The 18,407-nt window shown below is 41.0% G+C and carries 13 protein-coding genes; 5 read left to right on the forward strand and 8 right to left on the reverse strand.

Annotation, left to right across the window (positions count from 1 at the left end):
* Positions 1–1,242 carry an outer membrane protein transport protein gene (locus L4C39_RS17665; protein WP_429747214.1) on the reverse strand — a complete coding sequence of 414 codons (1,242 nt, stop codon included), beginning with the start codon at positions 1,240–1,242 and terminating at the stop codon, positions 1–3.
* A gap of 404 nt (positions 1,243–1,646) precedes the next feature.
* On the opposite strand from L4C39_RS17665, the gene L4C39_RS17670 reads away from it, so the two are divergent.
* The gene (locus tag L4C39_RS17670) at positions 1,647–2,729 is read left to right on the forward strand and encodes a site-2 protease family protein (RefSeq protein ID WP_113798983.1); all 1,083 of its coding nucleotides are present in this window, start codon (positions 1,647–1,649) and stop codon (positions 2,727–2,729) included.
* A 92-nt stretch (positions 2,730–2,821) separates the two neighbouring features.
* Here the strand turns inward: L4C39_RS17670 and dcuC are convergent, their stop codons facing one another.
* Positions 2,822–4,189: an anaerobic C4-dicarboxylate transporter DcuC gene (gene dcuC, locus L4C39_RS17675; protein ID WP_017054672.1), complete on the reverse strand. Its 1,368-nt coding sequence runs from the start codon at positions 4,187–4,189 to the stop codon at positions 2,822–2,824.
* A 650-nt stretch (positions 4,190–4,839) separates the two neighbouring features.
* On the opposite strand from dcuC, the gene L4C39_RS17680 reads away from it, so the two are divergent.
* Positions 4,840–5,985, forward strand: coding sequence for a glycerate kinase (locus L4C39_RS17680; RefSeq protein ID WP_171756289.1), 1,146 nt, complete (start codon positions 4,840–4,842; stop codon positions 5,983–5,985).
* A 153-nt stretch (positions 5,986–6,138) separates the two neighbouring features.
* Here the strand turns inward: L4C39_RS17680 and L4C39_RS17685 are convergent, their stop codons facing one another.
* Positions 6,139–7,266, reverse strand: coding sequence for an acyl-CoA desaturase (locus tag L4C39_RS17685; protein WP_017054674.1), 1,128 nt, complete (start codon positions 7,264–7,266; stop codon positions 6,139–6,141).
* A gap of 303 nt (positions 7,267–7,569) precedes the next feature.
* Between L4C39_RS17685 and L4C39_RS17690 the strand changes: the two genes are divergently transcribed.
* Together L4C39_RS17690 and L4C39_RS17695 are read left to right on the forward strand one after the other, a co-directional pair.
* Positions 7,570–8,115, forward strand: a complete 546-nt coding sequence (locus L4C39_RS17690; protein WP_371730951.1) for a GNAT family N-acetyltransferase — start codon at positions 7,570–7,572, stop codon at positions 8,113–8,115.
* Positions 8,116–8,317: 202 nt separating this feature from the next.
* Positions 8,318–9,493, forward strand: a complete 1,176-nt coding sequence (locus L4C39_RS17695; RefSeq protein WP_371712185.1) for an MFS transporter — start codon at positions 8,318–8,320, stop codon at positions 9,491–9,493.
* A gap of 120 nt (positions 9,494–9,613) precedes the next feature.
* On the opposite strand, the gene L4C39_RS17700 is transcribed toward L4C39_RS17695, so the two are convergent.
* From L4C39_RS17700 to tal, 3 genes are all read right to left on the reverse strand, one after another.
* Positions 9,614–10,582 carry a hypothetical protein gene (locus L4C39_RS17700; protein WP_113798934.1) on the reverse strand — a complete coding sequence of 323 codons (969 nt, stop codon included), beginning with the start codon at positions 10,580–10,582 and terminating at the stop codon, positions 9,614–9,616.
* Between the two features lie 195 nt (positions 10,583–10,777).
* Positions 10,778–12,772 (reverse strand): transketolase, encoded by a 1,995-nt coding sequence (gene tkt / locus L4C39_RS17705; RefSeq protein WP_113798932.1) that lies wholly within the window; start codon positions 12,770–12,772, stop codon positions 10,778–10,780.
* 72 nt (positions 12,773–12,844) lie between these two features.
* Positions 12,845–13,795 carry a transaldolase gene (gene tal / locus L4C39_RS17710; RefSeq protein ID WP_429747219.1) on the reverse strand — a complete coding sequence of 317 codons (951 nt, stop codon included), beginning with the start codon at positions 13,793–13,795 and terminating at the stop codon, positions 12,845–12,847.
* Positions 13,796–14,320: 525 nt separating this feature from the next.
* On the opposite strand from tal, the gene L4C39_RS17715 reads away from it, so the two are divergent.
* Positions 14,321–15,322: a sugar-binding transcriptional regulator gene (locus L4C39_RS17715; protein WP_017053248.1), complete on the forward strand. Its 1,002-nt coding sequence runs from the start codon at positions 14,321–14,323 to the stop codon at positions 15,320–15,322.
* A 153-nt stretch (positions 15,323–15,475) separates the two neighbouring features.
* Here L4C39_RS17715 and L4C39_RS17720 read toward each other — a convergent pair whose 3' ends face one another.
* Positions 15,476–17,761: a bifunctional diguanylate cyclase/phosphodiesterase gene (locus L4C39_RS17720; protein WP_429747221.1), complete on the reverse strand. Its 2,286-nt coding sequence runs from the start codon at positions 17,759–17,761 to the stop codon at positions 15,476–15,478.
* 190 nt (positions 17,762–17,951) lie between these two features.
* Positions 17,952–18,398 (reverse strand): hypothetical protein, encoded by a 447-nt coding sequence (locus L4C39_RS17725; protein WP_429747223.1) that lies wholly within the window; start codon positions 18,396–18,398, stop codon positions 17,952–17,954.
* Positions 18,399–18,407 lie beyond the last annotated feature (9 nt).

Raw genomic sequence — 18,407 nt, forward strand, 5'->3', positions numbered from 1 at the left:
TTATTTAAAGGTGTAGTTCATTTGAATTGCACTGATATAAGCAGCGCCTTCTGCGTCGAATGTTAGCTCTTGATCTGCAGCGTTCTTTTCTGTGAATTTACCTGATTTACTTATTACAAGAGCAAAGCCCGCATCTAGAGTCATATTTTTACTCATTACATAGGTAAGACCTGCGCTGTACCAAAAACGGTCGCTATCTGGAATGCTGAGTGTTGCTTTGCCTGCTTGTTCGTCGTAAGCGATACCAGCACGCAAGGTCCATGTTTGATTAACAGAATAGGTTGCGCCAAAAGAGTAACGGTTATTATCATCGTAATGTTCAGGTTTGTAGAAACATACGCCGTTTGCACAATCTGAACTGGTCGCTTTTAGCTCTTTAAATGAACTCCAATCTGTTTGTTGCCAACCGTAATGCACAGCCCATTGGTCATTTAATTGATGGAAAGCGGAAAGTTCTATTATTGCGGGTAAGCTGATTTGTAGGCGTCCGTCCACTTTGGGTGACGACGCTATACCTGAATCATAACTGCTAAATTCACCATCATCGAAATCTAGGTCTACTTTAGAACGATAAGAAAAACCAAAGCGATTGTGCTGGTCTAATTCATACAAACCACCTACATTCCAACCGTAAGCGATTGTTTCACCTGTCATGCCAATTAATTTGTCTGACTTTTGACTACCTGGGCCGAATAATGGGGCTAACGATCCCTTATGACGAGTCAGTTCTGCTTCTGCATACACGATGTTGATACCAGCCCCAAGGCTGACTTGGTCATTCAATCGATAGGCAATGTTTGGGTTTATATTCACAGATAATAATGATGTGTCACCCGCCATATCACCCGCAGAAATATCATCAGGATAATCAGTTGCAACCCCGTAAGTAGTAAATAATCCGATACCCCACGCCCAAGATTCGTTAATTGGGCTGATGTAATAAGTAGCAGGGACAATTTGCATTGGAGCAACATCATTAGATTGCTCACTATTCGTTACGTCATATACATCAACCTCAGGGTCAACGATGGAAAGAGCGCCAGAAAATTGTGCTGTTTCAAAAAGTGTCATGGCTGCCGGGTTACGAGCGAGTACGCTTGCGTTGTCTGCAACCGCGCCTTCACCAGAAAATGCACGACCTAGACCAGAAGCTGAATGTTCGGCAACTTGGAAACCAGCGGCATTCGCATTACACGCTAACAATATTGAAACTGTCAGCAGAGAGCAGTGCTTCATGTTCATCCTTGACCCTCCTAGGGTATGAATTAGTAAGTTTATAGTTTTTATAATTTCATCCATTTAGTGCAAATACTGCACTTATGTAAATCAAATGTTAATTCTTTGTTTGCTGTTTTGTCAAAGTTTTAAGTCTAATTTTATGAAATTCATTATCGATATTTGTGATTTTCGATAGATTAATCTTTTTAATTCAATTGTATAGAGGGGAAGCTAAAGGTTAGACCAGCCGTGTTTCATTCATCTTCGTTATAATTAGTGATGAATGTTGCATTTTGAATTCATTGCACACATCCAAAAGGCTCAAAATGAGAAGCCCCAATGACCAAAGTCATGGCTAAACCTTTACCCGCTAAAGGTAAGTCGGCATAATCGCGCCACTTCTGTTTGAAAACATGCTGGGTATAAATTTGGAATTACTTGCAATCGAATTTCTTGGAAAACCATTGCGCTTAGAGGGCTCAATGGCTGGGTGGCAACAACTTTTTTGGGATGATCATTTGGTCTCACAGTTGGATGCAACAGCAGATCAAGAAGAGAACCGTACTCATCAATTTAGCTTAAGTCGTGGTGAAGATTTATTGCAGTGCGAGCTTAATGTTGATCTCGTATGGCAGCCGTTTGTTATCGAATATACGGCGCTTGTGAATGAGCAAGTCGTCACTCAAGGAAGCCGAAATGCGAAAGATATAGAATCACAAGTGCCTCAAGTGAAACCCAAAGCAGAAAAACGTTTTAGTTTGATTGGCTTGGCTTCTTTGGCGATGAAAGGGCTAAAGAGTGCGAAATTGATTAAGGTTGTTTTAGCATCTGCAAGTTTAGCCGCGTATTCATGGTTGTTTTCTATACAGTTTGCTTTATCACTCATTGCTTGCTTGATGTTTCATGAGTATGGGCATATTCGAGCAATGAAATACTTCGGTATGAAAACGAAAGGGATCTATTTGATCCCATTTTTAGGTGGTCTCGCTCTGAGTGACGAAAAAATCAATACTCGCTGGCAAGACGTTGTTATCTCAATAATGGGGCCATTTTTTGGTCTGATCCTTTCGTTTATTTTTGTGGTGATCTACTGGGTAACCGGAGAGATGTTTTTTGCAGGTTTGGCAGTATTTAACGCGTTGCTTAACTTATTCAATCTCTTACCGATCTTGCCATTAGACGGAGGACACATCCTCAAAAGCATCAGTTTTTCAATGAACAGCAAGTTGGGTATTGGGCTATGTGCGTTAGCGGCTGTAGCCGGGATTATTTTAAGCTACCAGCTTGGTTTAACTCTGTTTGGTTTTCTTCTGATTATGGGAAGTGTCGAGATATTATTTGAATGGAAACAACGTCATCGTAGCCATTTGTTGCCACTTGATCGATACGCTCAAATCGTTTCTTTTGTATGGTACACGGGTTTAGTTGCTGGGTTAATTGGAATTATTTGGTACTTTGCTTCTACTGGTGATGCCTTATTGCAACTGCCAATGCAAATACTTGGAACATAAACAATCATTTTTTAAAACGTATAAAAAATGCCATTCACTGAAAAGCGAATGGCATTTTTATTAATAGATTGTTTGTCTCTAATTTTTAACGATTAAGCAAACATAGGTACTAGAACTACAGTGCCGATAACAACCGTTACAAGACCTGCAATCACAGGAACAGAAGTACGTTTAACTACTTCGAATGGGCTGATTTTAGCCATACCAGACGTTGCAACGATAACACCAGATACTGGTGAAATTGTACGACCAAGGTTAGACGCTTGTAGCATAGGGATGATTAAGAACGCAGGGTTCAGTCCCATTTTAGCTGCAAGTGAAGGTGCAAGTTCTACGAATGCGTAGAATGGCGCGTTACCAGAACCTGTAGCGATAGCGGCTGCAACAGTTAGACCTGTTAGTAGTAGCATTAGAGCGAAACCACCAGCACCAGCTGCTTCAGCAAGGCCGATAAGGTTATCAATTGCACCGATAGACATCAGACCTTGTGCAAATACACCAGCCGCAACTAAAAGCATTACAACGCCTTTGAAAGCGTCAGCCATGCCTTCGTAGCAAGAATCTAGATCTTCTAGTGTTTTCTTGCCATCGAAACGGTTAACAACGAAATCAACTAGTGCGCCAATAAAGATTGAACCAACAACGATAGTGTAGATGTCTAAAGATAGACCAGGGATGGTACGACCGTTAAACAAGAAAACACCGAAGATTGGAAGGAAAGGCAGTGCTGCGTAGAAAGCAGGTGCATTCGCTTCAATTTCAGATACATCAATTTTTTCCATTGGTGTATTTTCTTTCTTATCTAGGTATTTATTCCAGAAGAAAGCGGCAGCAGCCATTACAGCAATTGCTGCGAATGAAACTGGTAGTACCGTTTGAACTGCGAATACGTCTAGTGCCATTCCTGATTTTTCTGCTGCAATAACAACATCACCAGAAGTTGGTGAAAGAATGATTGCAGCTGGAGAAGCACAAACCGCAACCGCAGCAGGGCGAGAGATACCCATTGCAACCATCATTGGGAATAGCGTTGCCATTAACAATACACCTAGACCAGTCGCTGAACTTACTGCAAGAGACATTAGACATGCCACAATGTAAGCTGCTACTAGTAATACGTAAGGTGACTTGATGAAAGACAGAGGCTTAGAAAATTGTTTAACTACAACATTGTTTGCGCCCATGTGAGTCATGTATGAAGCAAAACCACAAAGAAGCATGATTTGCATACCTAAGCCGCCGCCACGGTATTTAAGCATGTATTTTACGAACTCTAGAGAGTCAGTGATCACATTGCCTGTTGATGCAACTTTTGCAGGTAAAACATTATGCCCAAGCAGGCCAGTGATAAGTAAAAGAGAAATACCAGCAGTAAGTAAGACACCTGCTGCTTTGTAACCTTTTACAATGAAATATCCCACTGCAATGGTTATTACCAAACCGATTAAGAGTTCTAACATAGAAATCCCCGTTAAATGAATAAAAGTATAAGAAAGTGTTTCAGTTTATGACTGAGAATGTACAGAAAATAGAGCTGTAGCACGACATCAACTTGATGCTGGTATGATCTAAAACAAATAATAATTTACATATTAATTAGAAAGGCTATTTATGTAGCAAATGTGTTAATTGTTAGTTGATTGAAGTTGATTCTGTAGTGGCTAATATCGTGCATAGATCGCTTTGATGTGCAGATAAACTATGTTATAGCCCTAAAGGGTTATAAGTGTCGACGGCAACACCATTAAAATAAGGACGATATAAAGGTTATGCTTTGGTAGGAATGTGAGACTTTTCAGGAAATATGGTGAGTGTATTATGTTTCGTTTTTAAAATAAGGTGAATTTTTAATCGTTTGACGTGAATAAGTTTCAGATGTACTCAAAAACAATATTCTATTTAAAAAATCATCGGATACATTCCCCCAACATGAGCAGCTTAGATCTCTATGCAAAAGGATCTGTATGAAAAAGTATAGCTATAATGGTTTTTGTATTATGTTTTGTTCAGTTCGCAAGTAAGAATAATTTTAGGGCGCTGTCTTGTTGCATTTACCATTTTAATCACAGTATCCCTTAGCCCAAATACCACCGAATTATAGAGACTCCAAATGAAAATAGTAATTGCTCCTGACTCATTTAAAGAATCACTTGATGCTATGTCGGTTGCGGATGCGATTCAGCGTGGATTTTGTCAGGTATTGCCGAATGCTGAATATGTAAAAGTTCCTCTTGCCGATGGAGGGGAAGGGACGGTAGAAGCACTTCTTCAAGCATTAACAGGAGATAAGCAGTACAGCAAAGCAACGGATGCACTTGGCAATGAAGTCACTGCGATGTGGGCAATACTCAAAGATAAAATGGGTAAGACTGCATTAATTGAAGTCGCTGCTGCTTCTGGTATCGATATCATTGCTCCTGAAAAGCGCAATATCAGAGATGCGAGCACATATGGTACTGGCATAGTGATTAAAGAAGCTCTAGATCAAGGGGTCGATAAGATCATTCTAGGCTTAGGTGGCAGTGCGACGAACGATGGCGGCGCTGGCATTTTACAAGCTCTAGGAGGTCGTTTACTTGATGATTCAGGTAATGATTTACCTGTCGGTGGGATTGCACTTAAGGATCTCAAAGCCATTGATCTATCCAACTTACATCATCGCTGCTCAGAGGTAGAGCTTATTCTTGCCTGCGATGTTGATAACCCGCTGTGTGGTAAAAATGGCGCAAGTTACATTTTTGGCCCGCAAAAAGGAGCGAATAAAGATGATCTGCAAGCTCTTGATTTAGCATTAAAGCAATTTGCAAAGTGTGGAGAATCTGTCAATGGGATAAATGCACTCACGGTAAGCGGCTTCGGCGCTGCTGGAGGCACTCCGATGGGGCTGAGCTTAGCGTTTGATATTCAAATAAAGGCAGGGATTGAAATGGTGTTAGACACATTAGATTTTGACCTGATATTGGATAATGCCGATTTGGTGATTACTGGTGAAGGTCAGATGGATGATCAGACGCTACAAGGCAAAGCGCCTTATGGTGTGGCTAAACGAGCGCAAGATAAGGGGATTCCAGTGATTGGTATTGCTGGCTCATTAGGTAAAGATGTTAAAGCACTTTACAGTAGCATTGACTGTGTATTCGGTACCGTTCGTTCTCCCCAGCCTTTACCACAGGTACTTGAAGAAGCAGAATTAAATCTAGTCCGTACGGCACGAAACATTGCAGCAACCTTGAAATTGGGCAAGCAAGTACTCTAATCCAGTACGGCATCTACTTTAAGGTATTTGCTTTAAAATAGATGGCGTTAAGAGATTTGCTTTAAGGCATTTGCTTTAAGACATAGTGCAAAAAAACGATGCCACATAAAGCATCGTTTTAGTTTTTTAGTTAACAATGAACTGCCTAGTACACTAAGCGTATTGTGCCACCATTTGTGACCAATTTAGTTTCTGTTGTTCGAACTTTTTCTGGATCAATTCATAGCGAACTTTTAGAAGAGAGTGTTCGTACTTCTTCACCACACTGTCTTTTCTATTCTCGATCAACTGTTTTTTTACCGCGTAATACTCATTCATCTGCTCTACCAGCAAGTCAAATTCATGTTGCAATTTTTCAGAAATCTGTTGTCTGTTTGGAAGGTTAGCGATTTTGTCTTGTGCTAATTTTAATGACATCTGAGCGCGGGCTTTTTCAATTCTCGCTTGCGGTGTTTTACGTAGTTTTCCCGCAAGGCCAAGCCATGAACATGACTTGATAAGCCACTTCGTTGGATCATATTGCCACCAGTAAATGCCATTACGATAATCATTCTCAAAGATATGATGGTAATTATGGTAACCCTCACCAAATGTCAGAAAAGCCAGAAAGCCATTATCTCGGGCTGTGTTTTTGTCTGTGTAAGGCTGACTACCCCATATATGAGCAAGAGAGTTGATGAAGAACGTGGTGTGATGATTTAGCACCAAGCGCACGGCGCCAACCATTAATAACATGCCCCACACGTCGCCATAGAAAAGGCCAAGCGCAATGGGAATGCCAAAGTTCATGATAACAGCAAGAAGAATATAGTGTTTGTGTTGCCACATGAGTACTTTATCTTTTTTCAAATCTCGACAGTTTTCATAGTCAAAATAGCTTGCTTCAGTGTAGTTACGGATCATCCAACCAATATGTGAGTACCAGAACCCAAGTTTTGCAGAGTAGGGATCTTTATCATTATTATCAACGTGTTTGTGATGGACACGATGATCAGAAGACCAGTGTAAGGCACTATTTTGCAAGGCAAATGCGCCGCCAAGAGCAAACAGTACTCGTAGGATTGCGTGAGATTCAAACGCTTTGTGCGACCAAAGACGGTGATACCCTGTGGTGATGGATAAGTTACAGAAACAAAAACAGATGAGCAGCCAAACCCAATGCTCCACACCATAGCCGAAAGTCATGCCATACCAAGGGGCGACAACAGCAGCAAGAAGCATACTAAAAGAGAAAATGAAGACATTAAGCCACATAATTGGCGGCTTTTTACTTGATTCCATGTGTCAGTTTCCGTGAGTAACAGTATATAGGTAAGAATAACTTAGTGGTTAAGTCATTCAGTAATGATCATTTTGTTAGACAACTATTATCGTCGTCACGACAAAAAATAAAGTTGTGCTCTTTTACAGCTTACTACCATTCAATATGGTTTGAGCTTACGAGCGTACGCTAGAATATCAGCGTACACGTGTAAGTCAAATGGGATTGTTATAAATGTGATTAGAATGTTTTGCTTTTAATTGATGGGTGAATAGTATTAAATGTGAATAGAACGCTGTATCTGAGGTAATAAGGACTATTAAATGGAATTAAAAGTAGCGGAATATAAGGATTATGAGCGCATTGCTCAGCTTCACGCTCAGAGTTGGAAGCAGTATTACAAAGGGATTCTTGGTGATGAGTATCTTGAGCATGATGTACTCGATGACCGTTTAGTTATCTGGCAAACGCGGTTGATTAACCCACCTTTTAACCAGCATGTTTTGCTAATAGAAGAAGGCGGTTTGTTGTGTGGCTTCATCTGTGCCTTCGGTAATCATGACTTTGAACGCGGAACCATCATTGATGCACTGCATATCGATGAGAATTATCATGGGCGTGGGTTAGGTTCAAAACTGTTGGATGAGATGTCAGCGTGGATCGAGCAGTACTTTTCAGATTCAGGTGTTTATTTAGAGGTGATGGCTGAAAACCACCCAGCAGTTGAATTTTATGAATCTCTCGGTGGGCAGAAGTCGGTAGACCGCCTGTGGAATGCGCCTTGCGGTAACAAAGTCAATGAGTTGGTTTATACGTGGCCAAGTGCCAAAGATCTTCGTAAAGCAGTGACCCATGGAGAGACGGTTTAACATTACTCTACATCCGTCACAGGCCCTGTTTTATTTTCAGTGAATTTGATTTCTGAAATGGCGGGGCTTTTTTCTGCCTGTTAAAAACTCCCCACAAAGAAACATATTAGTAACAATTTATGTCGACATCTAATGATAACTCCGTCAGCATGGTACTTATGGCTTTTAAAGGCGAATTATTGAAGGTAAGGATACGGCATAAATGAATCGAAACGTGTGGCTATTGTCACTTTGCCAAGCTCTATTAATGACAGGCAATATTTTATTGATCTCGGTGATTGGTCTTATTGGGCAGCAAATCGCACCCTCGCCAAGCATGATTACTCTACCTGTTGCGTTGCAATTTCTTGGCTTGATGTCTGCAACGATTCCAGCATCAATGATTATGGGTAAGTTGGGAAGAAAGCGTGGTTTTAGTATCGGTAATCTCGTTGGTATTTTAGGAGCGTCTCTGGCGACATTCTCTTTGTACCACCATTTATTTTGGATTTTTTGTGTCGGAACATTTTTGCTCGGCGTTGGCATCGGTTTTGGCACGTTGTACCGTTTTGCTGCGATAGAAGTGTGTGATGCGCATGCTCGGCATCGGGCCATCTCAATTTCTATGGCTGGTGGTGTATTGGCAGCAGTGTTAGGTCCTAACCTCGCGATCTATTCCCAACAATGGTCGTCTGATGGATTATATGTTGGCGCATTTGCGTCATTGATCGTTTTGAATTTTTTAGCATTACTCTTACTCCAAACCATTCAATTTCCCAAGCCAGCAGAGAGAAGCCAATCGATTCGGTCAGAACCCTTAAAAGATATCATCACTCAGCCGAATTTTATGGTGGCCGTTTTTGCTGCAATGGTCGCGTATGCTGTGATGAATATTTTGATGACAGCAACACCTTTAGCGATGATCGGTTGTGGGTTTAATTTCACCAAGGCTGCAGGAGTAATTGAATGGCATGTGCTTGGTATGTTTGTTCCGGCCTTTTTTACAGGGAAGTTAGTTGAGCGATATGGTCCACGACTTATGATCCTGATAGGCGGTATGCTCTTTATAGGCTGTATCGCGATCAATCTACATGGACAATCTATTTGGCACTTTAGATTAGCGCTGGTATTACTTGGTGTTGGCTGGAATTTTATGTTTATCTCCGCAACAGGGTTATTTAGCCAATCCTATAAAGAGCAAAATAAGGCAAAAGCTCAAGCGTTCAATGAATTCTTTGTATTCAGCTGCGTAACGGTTACGGCACTATTAAGTGGTTGGTTGGAATCGACAGTCGGTTGGCAAAACTTAAACTTATACGTATTGCCCTTTGTATTTGCCGTGATTGCCATTTTTGTTGTTAATACAAAGCACCACATTAAAAAGAAGATTGCGGGATAGCACAAAGAGAATGTTTCAAACACATAAACCAAAAGAGCCGTGGTATGACTCTTTTGGTTTCGAGAATTATCAGAAATCAAATGATAAGGTCTGTAAGCGTTTAGTGCTAAGTGCTAAGTGCTAAGTGTTAGGTACAACACTTTTGTAAAAATATCGTTCACAGAAACCGCTATTGAGTCTGCGCACAATGGCGGCAACTACAGCGATAATACTGATTGCGAAAACGATTCGTCCCCAGAAAATTGTATTGAAATCGGCGCCGATCAATAGAACGACCAGCGTATCTTCGATCAAGCTGTGTAAAAGGTTCAACAGCATGATTGAAGTAAATACATCTCTCGCTTTTATATGACCTTTCTGAGCTTCATTAATCAACAAGCCACCACCGAATGAAAGCCCTAACGTGATGCCAATAATGGTTAAGTTTGTCGCTTCTTTGCTGATACCTAAAATACGTAAAAATGGTTTTAATAGAAGTGCCATGACTTTTTCAATGCCAAGCAACTTGAGAATTTTCAAACTGAAAAGAAGTGCGGCTATTACGACATAAACCATCAATAAGTTCTTGGCTTGATCAATACTCCATGCGAGATAACTGGTATCGGGGTTAATGTCAGGCTTCCATAATATTTGAGCGGGTTGAGATAACGCGCCAGTTGCATCATAAGTGAGGTGAAGTAGCCAAGCTAAAAATAAGCTACCACCAATTCGAATGGTTAGCGTTACCCATAAATTGACCCCCGCTTTTTTAGCAATAGCCCCCTCAATGGGAAGGGAGTGGGAGAGAAGAAGCATGCTTCCAAGAATTGAACTTTGTGCCACAGTCAGTGGAATATCAAGGTTCACTAGAATAATAAGACCTGCATAAATATTCGTAAGCAGTGTTGTCGCCCAAACGAGGCCCATCTCGCTTGGCAGCCCAACGTTATTCATCAGAGGACCCAGTAAGTCGCTCAATATGATGATGCCACCACACTCTTCGATGATCTTAATAATTATTATAATTGGGATCATTATTTTAGAAAGAGTATAAATTACATCACGTATTTCTTTCGCTAGCTCATAGAAAAACCGTTTAAGAGTGTGCATTCCGTGTCCTACACCTAAATTATATTTATTAATAAAATGATAACATCATAAGATCTAATGTCATGCTTATCATGTGCCTATAGACCCTGAAATAAGGAGAAAATGCTGTGCTCTCGATATAAAAAATCCCCACATTTTTCAATGTAGGGATTTGATGATGCTTATTCAGCTTTGCTAATTAAGCCACAATTAGAGTTAAGCTAGTAGCTCTTTTGCTGTGTTTACTACGTTTTCAGTAGTGAAACCAAACATTTTGAACAGCTGGTCAGCAGGTGCAGATTCGCCGAACGTTGTCATGCCGATGATCTTGCCACCGAAACCAACGTATTTGTACCAGAAATCAGCAATGCCCGCTTCGATAGCGATACGAGCAGTTACGTCTGAAGGAAGTACTGATTCACGGTAAGCTTCATCTTGCTTGTCAAATGCATCAGTTGCTGGCATTGAAACAACGCGTACATTTTTGCCTTCAGCAGTTAACTGAGCGTAAGCTTCAGTTGCAAGTTCAACTTCAGAACCTGTTGCGATAAGAATAAGTTCTGGTTTACCTGCACAATCTTTCAGGATGTAACCACCCTTAGCGATGTTTGCTAGTTGTTCTGCGTCACGATCTTGTTGTGCAAGGTTTTGACGAGAGAAGATAAGTGCTGTTGGACCATCTTTACGTTCGATTGCTAGTTTCCAAGCTACCGCTGACTCAACTTGGTCACATGGGCGCCATGTGCTCATGTTTGGAGTTAGACGTAGAGAAGCAACTTGCTCAACAGGTTGGTGAGTTGGACCATCTTCACCTAGGCCGATTGAATCGTGTGTGTATACTTGGATGTTCTGAATTTTCATCAGAGCAGCCATACGCATTGCGTTACGAGCGTATTCCATGAACATTAGGAATGTTGCGCCGTATGGTACGAAACCACCGTGCAGAGCAATACCGTTCATGATTGCTGTCATACCGAATTCACGTACACCGTAATGGATGTAGTTACCTGCGAAATCTTCAGTTGTTAGCGACTTAGAACCAGACCACATAGTCAAGTTAGAAGGCGCAAGGTCAGCAGAACCGCCCATGAATTCAGGTAGCATTGCACCAAACGCTTCTAGAGCATTTTGAGATGCTTTACGTGAAGCGATGTTTGCTGGATTAGCTTGAAGATCAGCAATGATTGCAGATGCTTTCTCTTCCCATTCAGCAGGAAGGTCACCGTTTACGCGGCGTTTGAATTCAGCTGCCAGCTCAGGGTGTGCTGCTTCATAAGCTGCAAATTTCTCGTTCCACGCTGCTTCCTTAGTTGCGCCTGCTTCTTTCGCATCCCACTCTGCGTAAATTTCCGACGGAATTTCAAAAGAATCGTGCTCCCAACCAAGTTGTGCTTTTGCTGCTTTAATTTCGTCGTGGCCAAGTGGTGCGCCGTGACAGTCGTGTGTGCCTGCTTTATTTGGAGAACCAAAACCGATGATAGTTTTAGTACAAATTAGAGTAGGACGACCTGTTTCTGCTTTTGCTGCTTCGATAGCGGCATTGATTGCGTCTGAATCGTGGCCATCTACTGCTGGGATTACATGCCAGCCGTATGCTTCAAAACGTTTAGGTGTATCGTCAGAGAACCAACCTTCAACTTCACCATCGATAGAGATACCGTTGTCATCCCAGAAAGCAACAAGCTTACCAAGACCAAGCGTGCCTGCTAGAGAACATGCTTCGTGTGAGATACCTTCCATCAGACAGCCATCACCCATGAATGCATAAGTGAAGTGATCAACGATGTCGTGACCTTCTTTGTTGAACTGTGCAGCAAGTGCTTTTTCAGCCATTGCCATACCAACAGCATTAGTAATGCCTTGGCCTAGAGGGCCCGTTGTTGTTTCGATACCTGGAGCGTAACCGTACTCTGGGTGACCTGGCGTTTTAGAGTGTAGTTGACGGAAGTTTTTAAGATCTTCAATCGATAACTCGTAACCAGCAAGGTGAAGTAGAGAGTAAATAAGCATTGAACCGTGGCCGTTAGAAAGAATAAAACGGTCGCGATCTGCCCACTCTGGGTTTGCTGGGTTGTGGTTTAGGTGAGAGCGCCAAAGAACTTCAGCGATATCAGCCATACCCATAGGAGCGCCTGGGTGGCCAGAGTTTGCTTGTTGTACACCGTCCATGCTTAGAGCACGAATAGCGTTAGCTAGAGGTTTACGGTTCATAGTACATCCGAAAATTTAAGTTTGTAAAAGAAAGAGGAACAAAACTGCTCCTCTCATTTGAATTCTTTAAGATTAAAGCTTAGCTTCAATCATTACTTCCAGTTTACCTTGGTCTACTGCGAAGTTGCGGATACCTTCAGCTAGTTTCTCAACAGCCATTGGGTCTTGGTTGTGATCCCATAGGAATTCAGCGTGAGTCATTGCTGCTGGACGCTCTTTATTACCGTTAGAGTCAATTAGTTTCTCTACAACTTCGCCTTCAGCAGCTTCTAGGTCAGCAAGAAGTTGAGGAGCGATTGTTAGGCGGTCACAACCAGCAAGTTCAAGGATTTCGCCGATGTTACGGAAGCTTGCGCCCATAACAACAGTTTTGTAACCATGTTCTTTGTAGTAGTTGTAGATACCAGCAACAGAAACAACACCTGGATCTTCTTGAGCTTTAAAGTCACGACCTTCTTTCGCTTTGTACCAGTCCATGATGCGGCCAACGAAAGGAGAGATTAGGAATACGCCAGCTTCTGCACAAGCACGAGCTTGAGCGAAAGAGAAAAGTAGCGTTAGGTTACAGTTGATGCCTTCTTTCTCTAGGATTTCAGCAGCACGGATGCCTTCCCAAGTAGAAGCCAGTTTGATAAGAATGCGATCGTTAGTGATACCAGCGTCGTTGTACATTTTGATAAGCTGACGAGCTTTAGCAACACTGCCTTCCATATCGTAAGAAAGACGTGCGTCAACTTCTGTTGAGATACGACCTGGAACAACTTTAAGAATTTCTTTACCGATGTTTACAGCAAGCATGTCACAAGTATCTTGAACTTGTTGTGCTTTGTCTGAGCTTTGAGCTTTAGCGTATTCAATAGAAGCGTCGATTAGAGGTGCATACTCTTCGATTTGAGCCGCTTTAAGAATTAGAGAAGGGTTAGTTGTTGCATCTTCTGGAGTGTATTTGCTAATTGCTTCGATATCACCAGTGTCAGCTACAACAGTGGTTAGTTTACGAAGTTGCTCTAATTTATTGCTCATGTTGATCATCCTATTTCTCTGGGCTTAGTCACTTTACTGTAAAGTGAACAGGGCATTTGAAAGCGAGTTAATTGTTGATTTATAAAGCTCAAGTTTCGTTAAGCTTAATAGAGAATCATCAATAAACTTGAAAATTTTTCGGTTTAAACAATTGCGCTGAGCATTTGTTCGAACACTGAGTAAATGATGAGTCCATATTTATCTTATCTGGAGATAAAGTCAATTACTGAATCTAACATATGATGACTTAAATCAAGTATTTTTAATCGCTCTCACATGGCTCAACTCAGATAAACGTTTGCCCAGTATTTGTAAGGGCTGCATGGCAACCAAGTACCTGTAGAATTTGTATGAGTATTTGTAATGGCTATGGGCAAATGTTGCATTCCCATAATGTGTTGACATATGATTACCCCCTGAGCATATGAACACCTTTAAGCCATACCCAAATGCTATTTTTTATAAATTACACACTAAAAAGATAGTGATTGGGTATGTCATTTTTAATATTTATGAGAATTGGATATGAGTAATAATAGCCAAGATGTTTCTTTAGATAATACCGATCTCCTTACTGAGATCTCCGTAGCTTACTATCAAGACGGTGCCACTCAAGAAGAGATTTCAAAAAAATTCTCGATTTCAAGAGCTAAAGTTGGCCGTATGCTTAAACAAGCTAGGGATGAAGGGATCGTTGAAATTACGGTAAAATATCACCCTGTATTTAGTGCCAAAATCGAGCAAAGGCTAGTTGAGCGATTTGGTGTTAAAAGAGCGCTTATCGCATTAGACCAACCTAATGAAGAGCAGCAGCGTCTCCAAGTGTCAGGTTTGGTGTCAAACTACCTGACTAGCACGTTAAAAAACGGAATGGTGGTAACAGTAGGGCAAGGCAGAAATGTTTCATCGGTTGCTCACCATATAGGGGTTATAACACCGCGGGATTGTAAATTCGTATGTGGTATCGGAGGTATTCACCCGCGGGGCGGAATGTTCAACGCTGATCATATCTGCCGACAACTAGCGAAAAAATATGGGGGTACATCTGAAACACTTTATGCACCTGCTTATGCGGAGAATAAAGATCAGAAAATGGCCTTCATGCAAAATGGAACGGTTAAGCAGACTTTAGATTTAGCTCGTAAAGCGGATGTTGCATTAGTTGGTATTGGTGACATGAGTGAAAATAGCTACATGGTTGATCTCGGCTGGTTTACACCAGATGAAGTGGTGCAGTCGCGCTTGCAACAAGGAGTTGTAGGTGATTTTGCAGGGCACGATTTCTTCAATATTGATGGCAATGCTGCGAATACGGTCATGAGTGATCGTGTTATTGGGTTGAGTATTGAAGAGTTTCGACCAATCTCGGAAGTGATTGCGATTGTGGCAGAAAATAGTAAACCATTAGCGCTACTTGGTGCGTTGAGAAGTGGGGTTATTGATGTGATAGCAACTAGCGTAAGCAATGCTTTGACCGTATTGAATTTAGATGAGCAGATGAAAGAGAGCAAAAGATCTGAATCGTAACGTGCTGAAATGCTCAGGAGCCTAGATATGTTTCTTAAATCCAAAACTATGAAGTATATAAGAGCATGATCATTTAAGCGTTAGGAAAGCAGCTCAATAGAATGAATCAAACCACCATTTAAGAGAGAAGGGAATGATATCATTCCCTTTATTTTATAGCGTAGTTTGTTTCATTTTTTCTAGGGTAAATGCTTTAAGTTCTTCAGGTGAAATTGGCTTTGAGTAGAGATAACCTTGTAGTAAATCGCATTGACACTCTCTTAGTACGTTCTTTTGGTCATTTGTTTCAACGCCTTCAGCGAGAACGACCATTTCAAATATTTTCCCAATTGCGATGATGTTTTTTACCATCGTCAAAGATTGGTGATCACTATGGATATTATCAATGAAACTCTTATCGACTTTCAATTCATCAATCGGTAGTGCTTTCAGCATACTTAATGAAGAGTAGCCAGTCCCAAAATCATCGAGAGAAATCTTAATGCCTAATTGATGCAGTTGCTCGCAAATCGGTTTTACATAATCGAGATCTTCAATAAATAGGTTTTCTGTAATTTCAATGGTCAAATTATTCGCATTGAACTTTGAGTAGCTCAAAGATTTCATGAGATGAGGAACAAAATCAACTTGCATGAATTGTCGCTCTGAAATGTTGAGTGACAACCTTAAATCATTGGACATGGCTTGTGGTAACTGGCTGATATCGCTCAGGCTTCTTTCAATAATAAACTTGCCTAATTTAGGCATTAACCCAGATTTTTCAGCAATTGGAATGAAAACGTTCGGTGGAACGAATCCGAGTTTTGTGTCAATCCAACGAACGAGAGCTTCAACACCGTATAGGTTGCCTTCCATATCAAATTGAGGCTGATAAACCATGAATAGCTCTTGGTTTTCAATGGCCAGTCTTAGTTTTTGTTCAATTGCCATCGTTTGAAGGTGTTGCGCTTGCATTTCCGAGTTGAACATTATCGATGCGTTACGTTCTTTTTTAGCCTGAAACATAGAAATGTCTGCGGCTCTTAGCAGTTCATCTAAATTCCCACCGTGTTCAGGGTAAGTTGCTATCCCAATACTGCTGCCTAATAGAAATTGGTTACCATCTATGGTGTAAGGCTTAGAAAGTTTGTCTTGTATATTGTCGGCAAATTTTCGTAGGTCTTGAACATTATGCTTTTTAACCATGACGATGAATTCATCACTGACTTTTCTGATTAAAATATCCGAAGGGGTAACACATGTTTTCAAACGCTCAGAGATGTCGATAAGAATCTTATCACCAAAAGTATGGCCGTGAGCTTCGTTAACACTTTTGAAATTATCGATATCGATGTAGAGCAGATAGAAGGTTTCACTTGGTAAATCTAGCCATTGACTAAGAGAGTCAGAAAGGTAAGGACGGTTTGGCAATCCTGTCAAATGATCGTGAGTTGCCTGATACAGAAGCTTTTCACGTGTTTTTCTGTCATTTTTTGCGATAGATCGAACGAGAGTGTAGAAACAAATTTGTATCATTAAAAATACAGAAGATAAGAATACAAACTCAGAATAAAATTGTTGCTCTAGAAATTTGCGGTCGGTTTGAGACATCGCCCAAATGTTAAATTCAGGAATAAAGCAGACGGAAGTAAGAAAACTCTGCCCTGGGTAATCGATATTGATGGTGTAAGACCGAGCTGATTTCTTGATTTCAGCCTCTGAAAGTCCGTACTTTTCGCTTATTTTGGCAATACCAGACTGGTAATTTTCTATAGGCATGGGGCTTTTGTACCAATCTTCTGGATAATTATCCGCAGAGATATAAAGAGGGTACAAATCTTCACGTACTAATTGCAATGAGTTGGATGAGTTTAGGTGGCTTGTATTATTGAGCACCATTGTGCTTTGGATTTTAAGCCCTGCGGTCATCAACGCTTTAACTTCACCTGATGCCTCTCGTAACGCTTTTCGGATGGGGATGACAGGCTTTTCTAATGACGGTACGACATAAGTTTTCCCTACGACAACTGAGTTACTATTGAGAGCATTGAGAAAATCGTCATGACTGGGTTTATGCTCTAATAGATTAGGCATCGCAGATAACTCAAGGTTTGAACTGACTGCGATGAAAGTGCCTTCAGGGTTGGTAAGGCCAAAAGCTTCTATTGCTGGGTGCAACTCCAGCAACTTATTAAGGAGGGGACGAATTTGTAATGAGGCGGTTCGAGTATAATCATCTTGAGAGATTATTTGTTGTCCCATTATCTCTAGCAGTGTTTCTTGACCCTTTAAAAGCGAGTTTGTTGAATTAACAAAAAGCTCTAACTGTAATATTTGATCATTTGTCGCTTGCTGTTCTATTACTTGGTAACGAGAGTGGCAAAATATTCCGAATAACAACATGGTCGCAATTAAAACAACGGTATACATAGTCCAGATGTTTTTCTTTAATTCTGCCATTTAACCTCATGAAGCTTTTCAGTACGCTGTTTGTGATACCATGGTAGCTATTCAAAATAGTGAAGCAAGTATTGATTTGGTAGTAAGTGACATTTTTTGCTTAGATGTGAGAAACATAACTTATTTACTGGGGGGAATGGGAAGAAAAACTAGGGAAGCGGCAATATTGTCCAACTTCCCATGAAATTGATTACCAAATTAATTGGCGGTTCGTGGTAGAAAAAATCTGCTGTTTAGCAGGAGACCCATCATAAAACCATATTTCGACAAGCAACTCTTTTTTTGCATTTGGTACTGTAAAGTTGATGGTGCTTTTACCTTCTTGCAATGAAGCTGATGCGATACGACTTGAATAATTCGCTTGTATGGCTGCGCTATTATCGGTGCTAAATTGATGGTAGACAGATACGTATGCACGTTGTGTGGTCTCACTGCTTAAATCAAGCTTGAGCTGAAAATCGTCTATTGGGTTGTAGTCAAACCCATTAGGAACAATTAGCTCAGAGGTCGTTAAGGTACTTTCTGCCGGAGTGGCGGTGCTATTACCGCCTTCAGAGCTTCCACCCCCACCTCCTCCTCCGCCCCCACATCCCATAAGAATAAGAGTTAGCGTCGTTACAGTCAGTAAGTTTTTCATAATCGATAC

This window comes from Vibrio clamense (assembly GCF_050337905.1).
In the GTDB taxonomy this organism is placed as follows: domain Bacteria; phylum Pseudomonadota; class Gammaproteobacteria; order Enterobacterales; family Vibrionaceae; genus Vibrio; species Vibrio cortegadensis.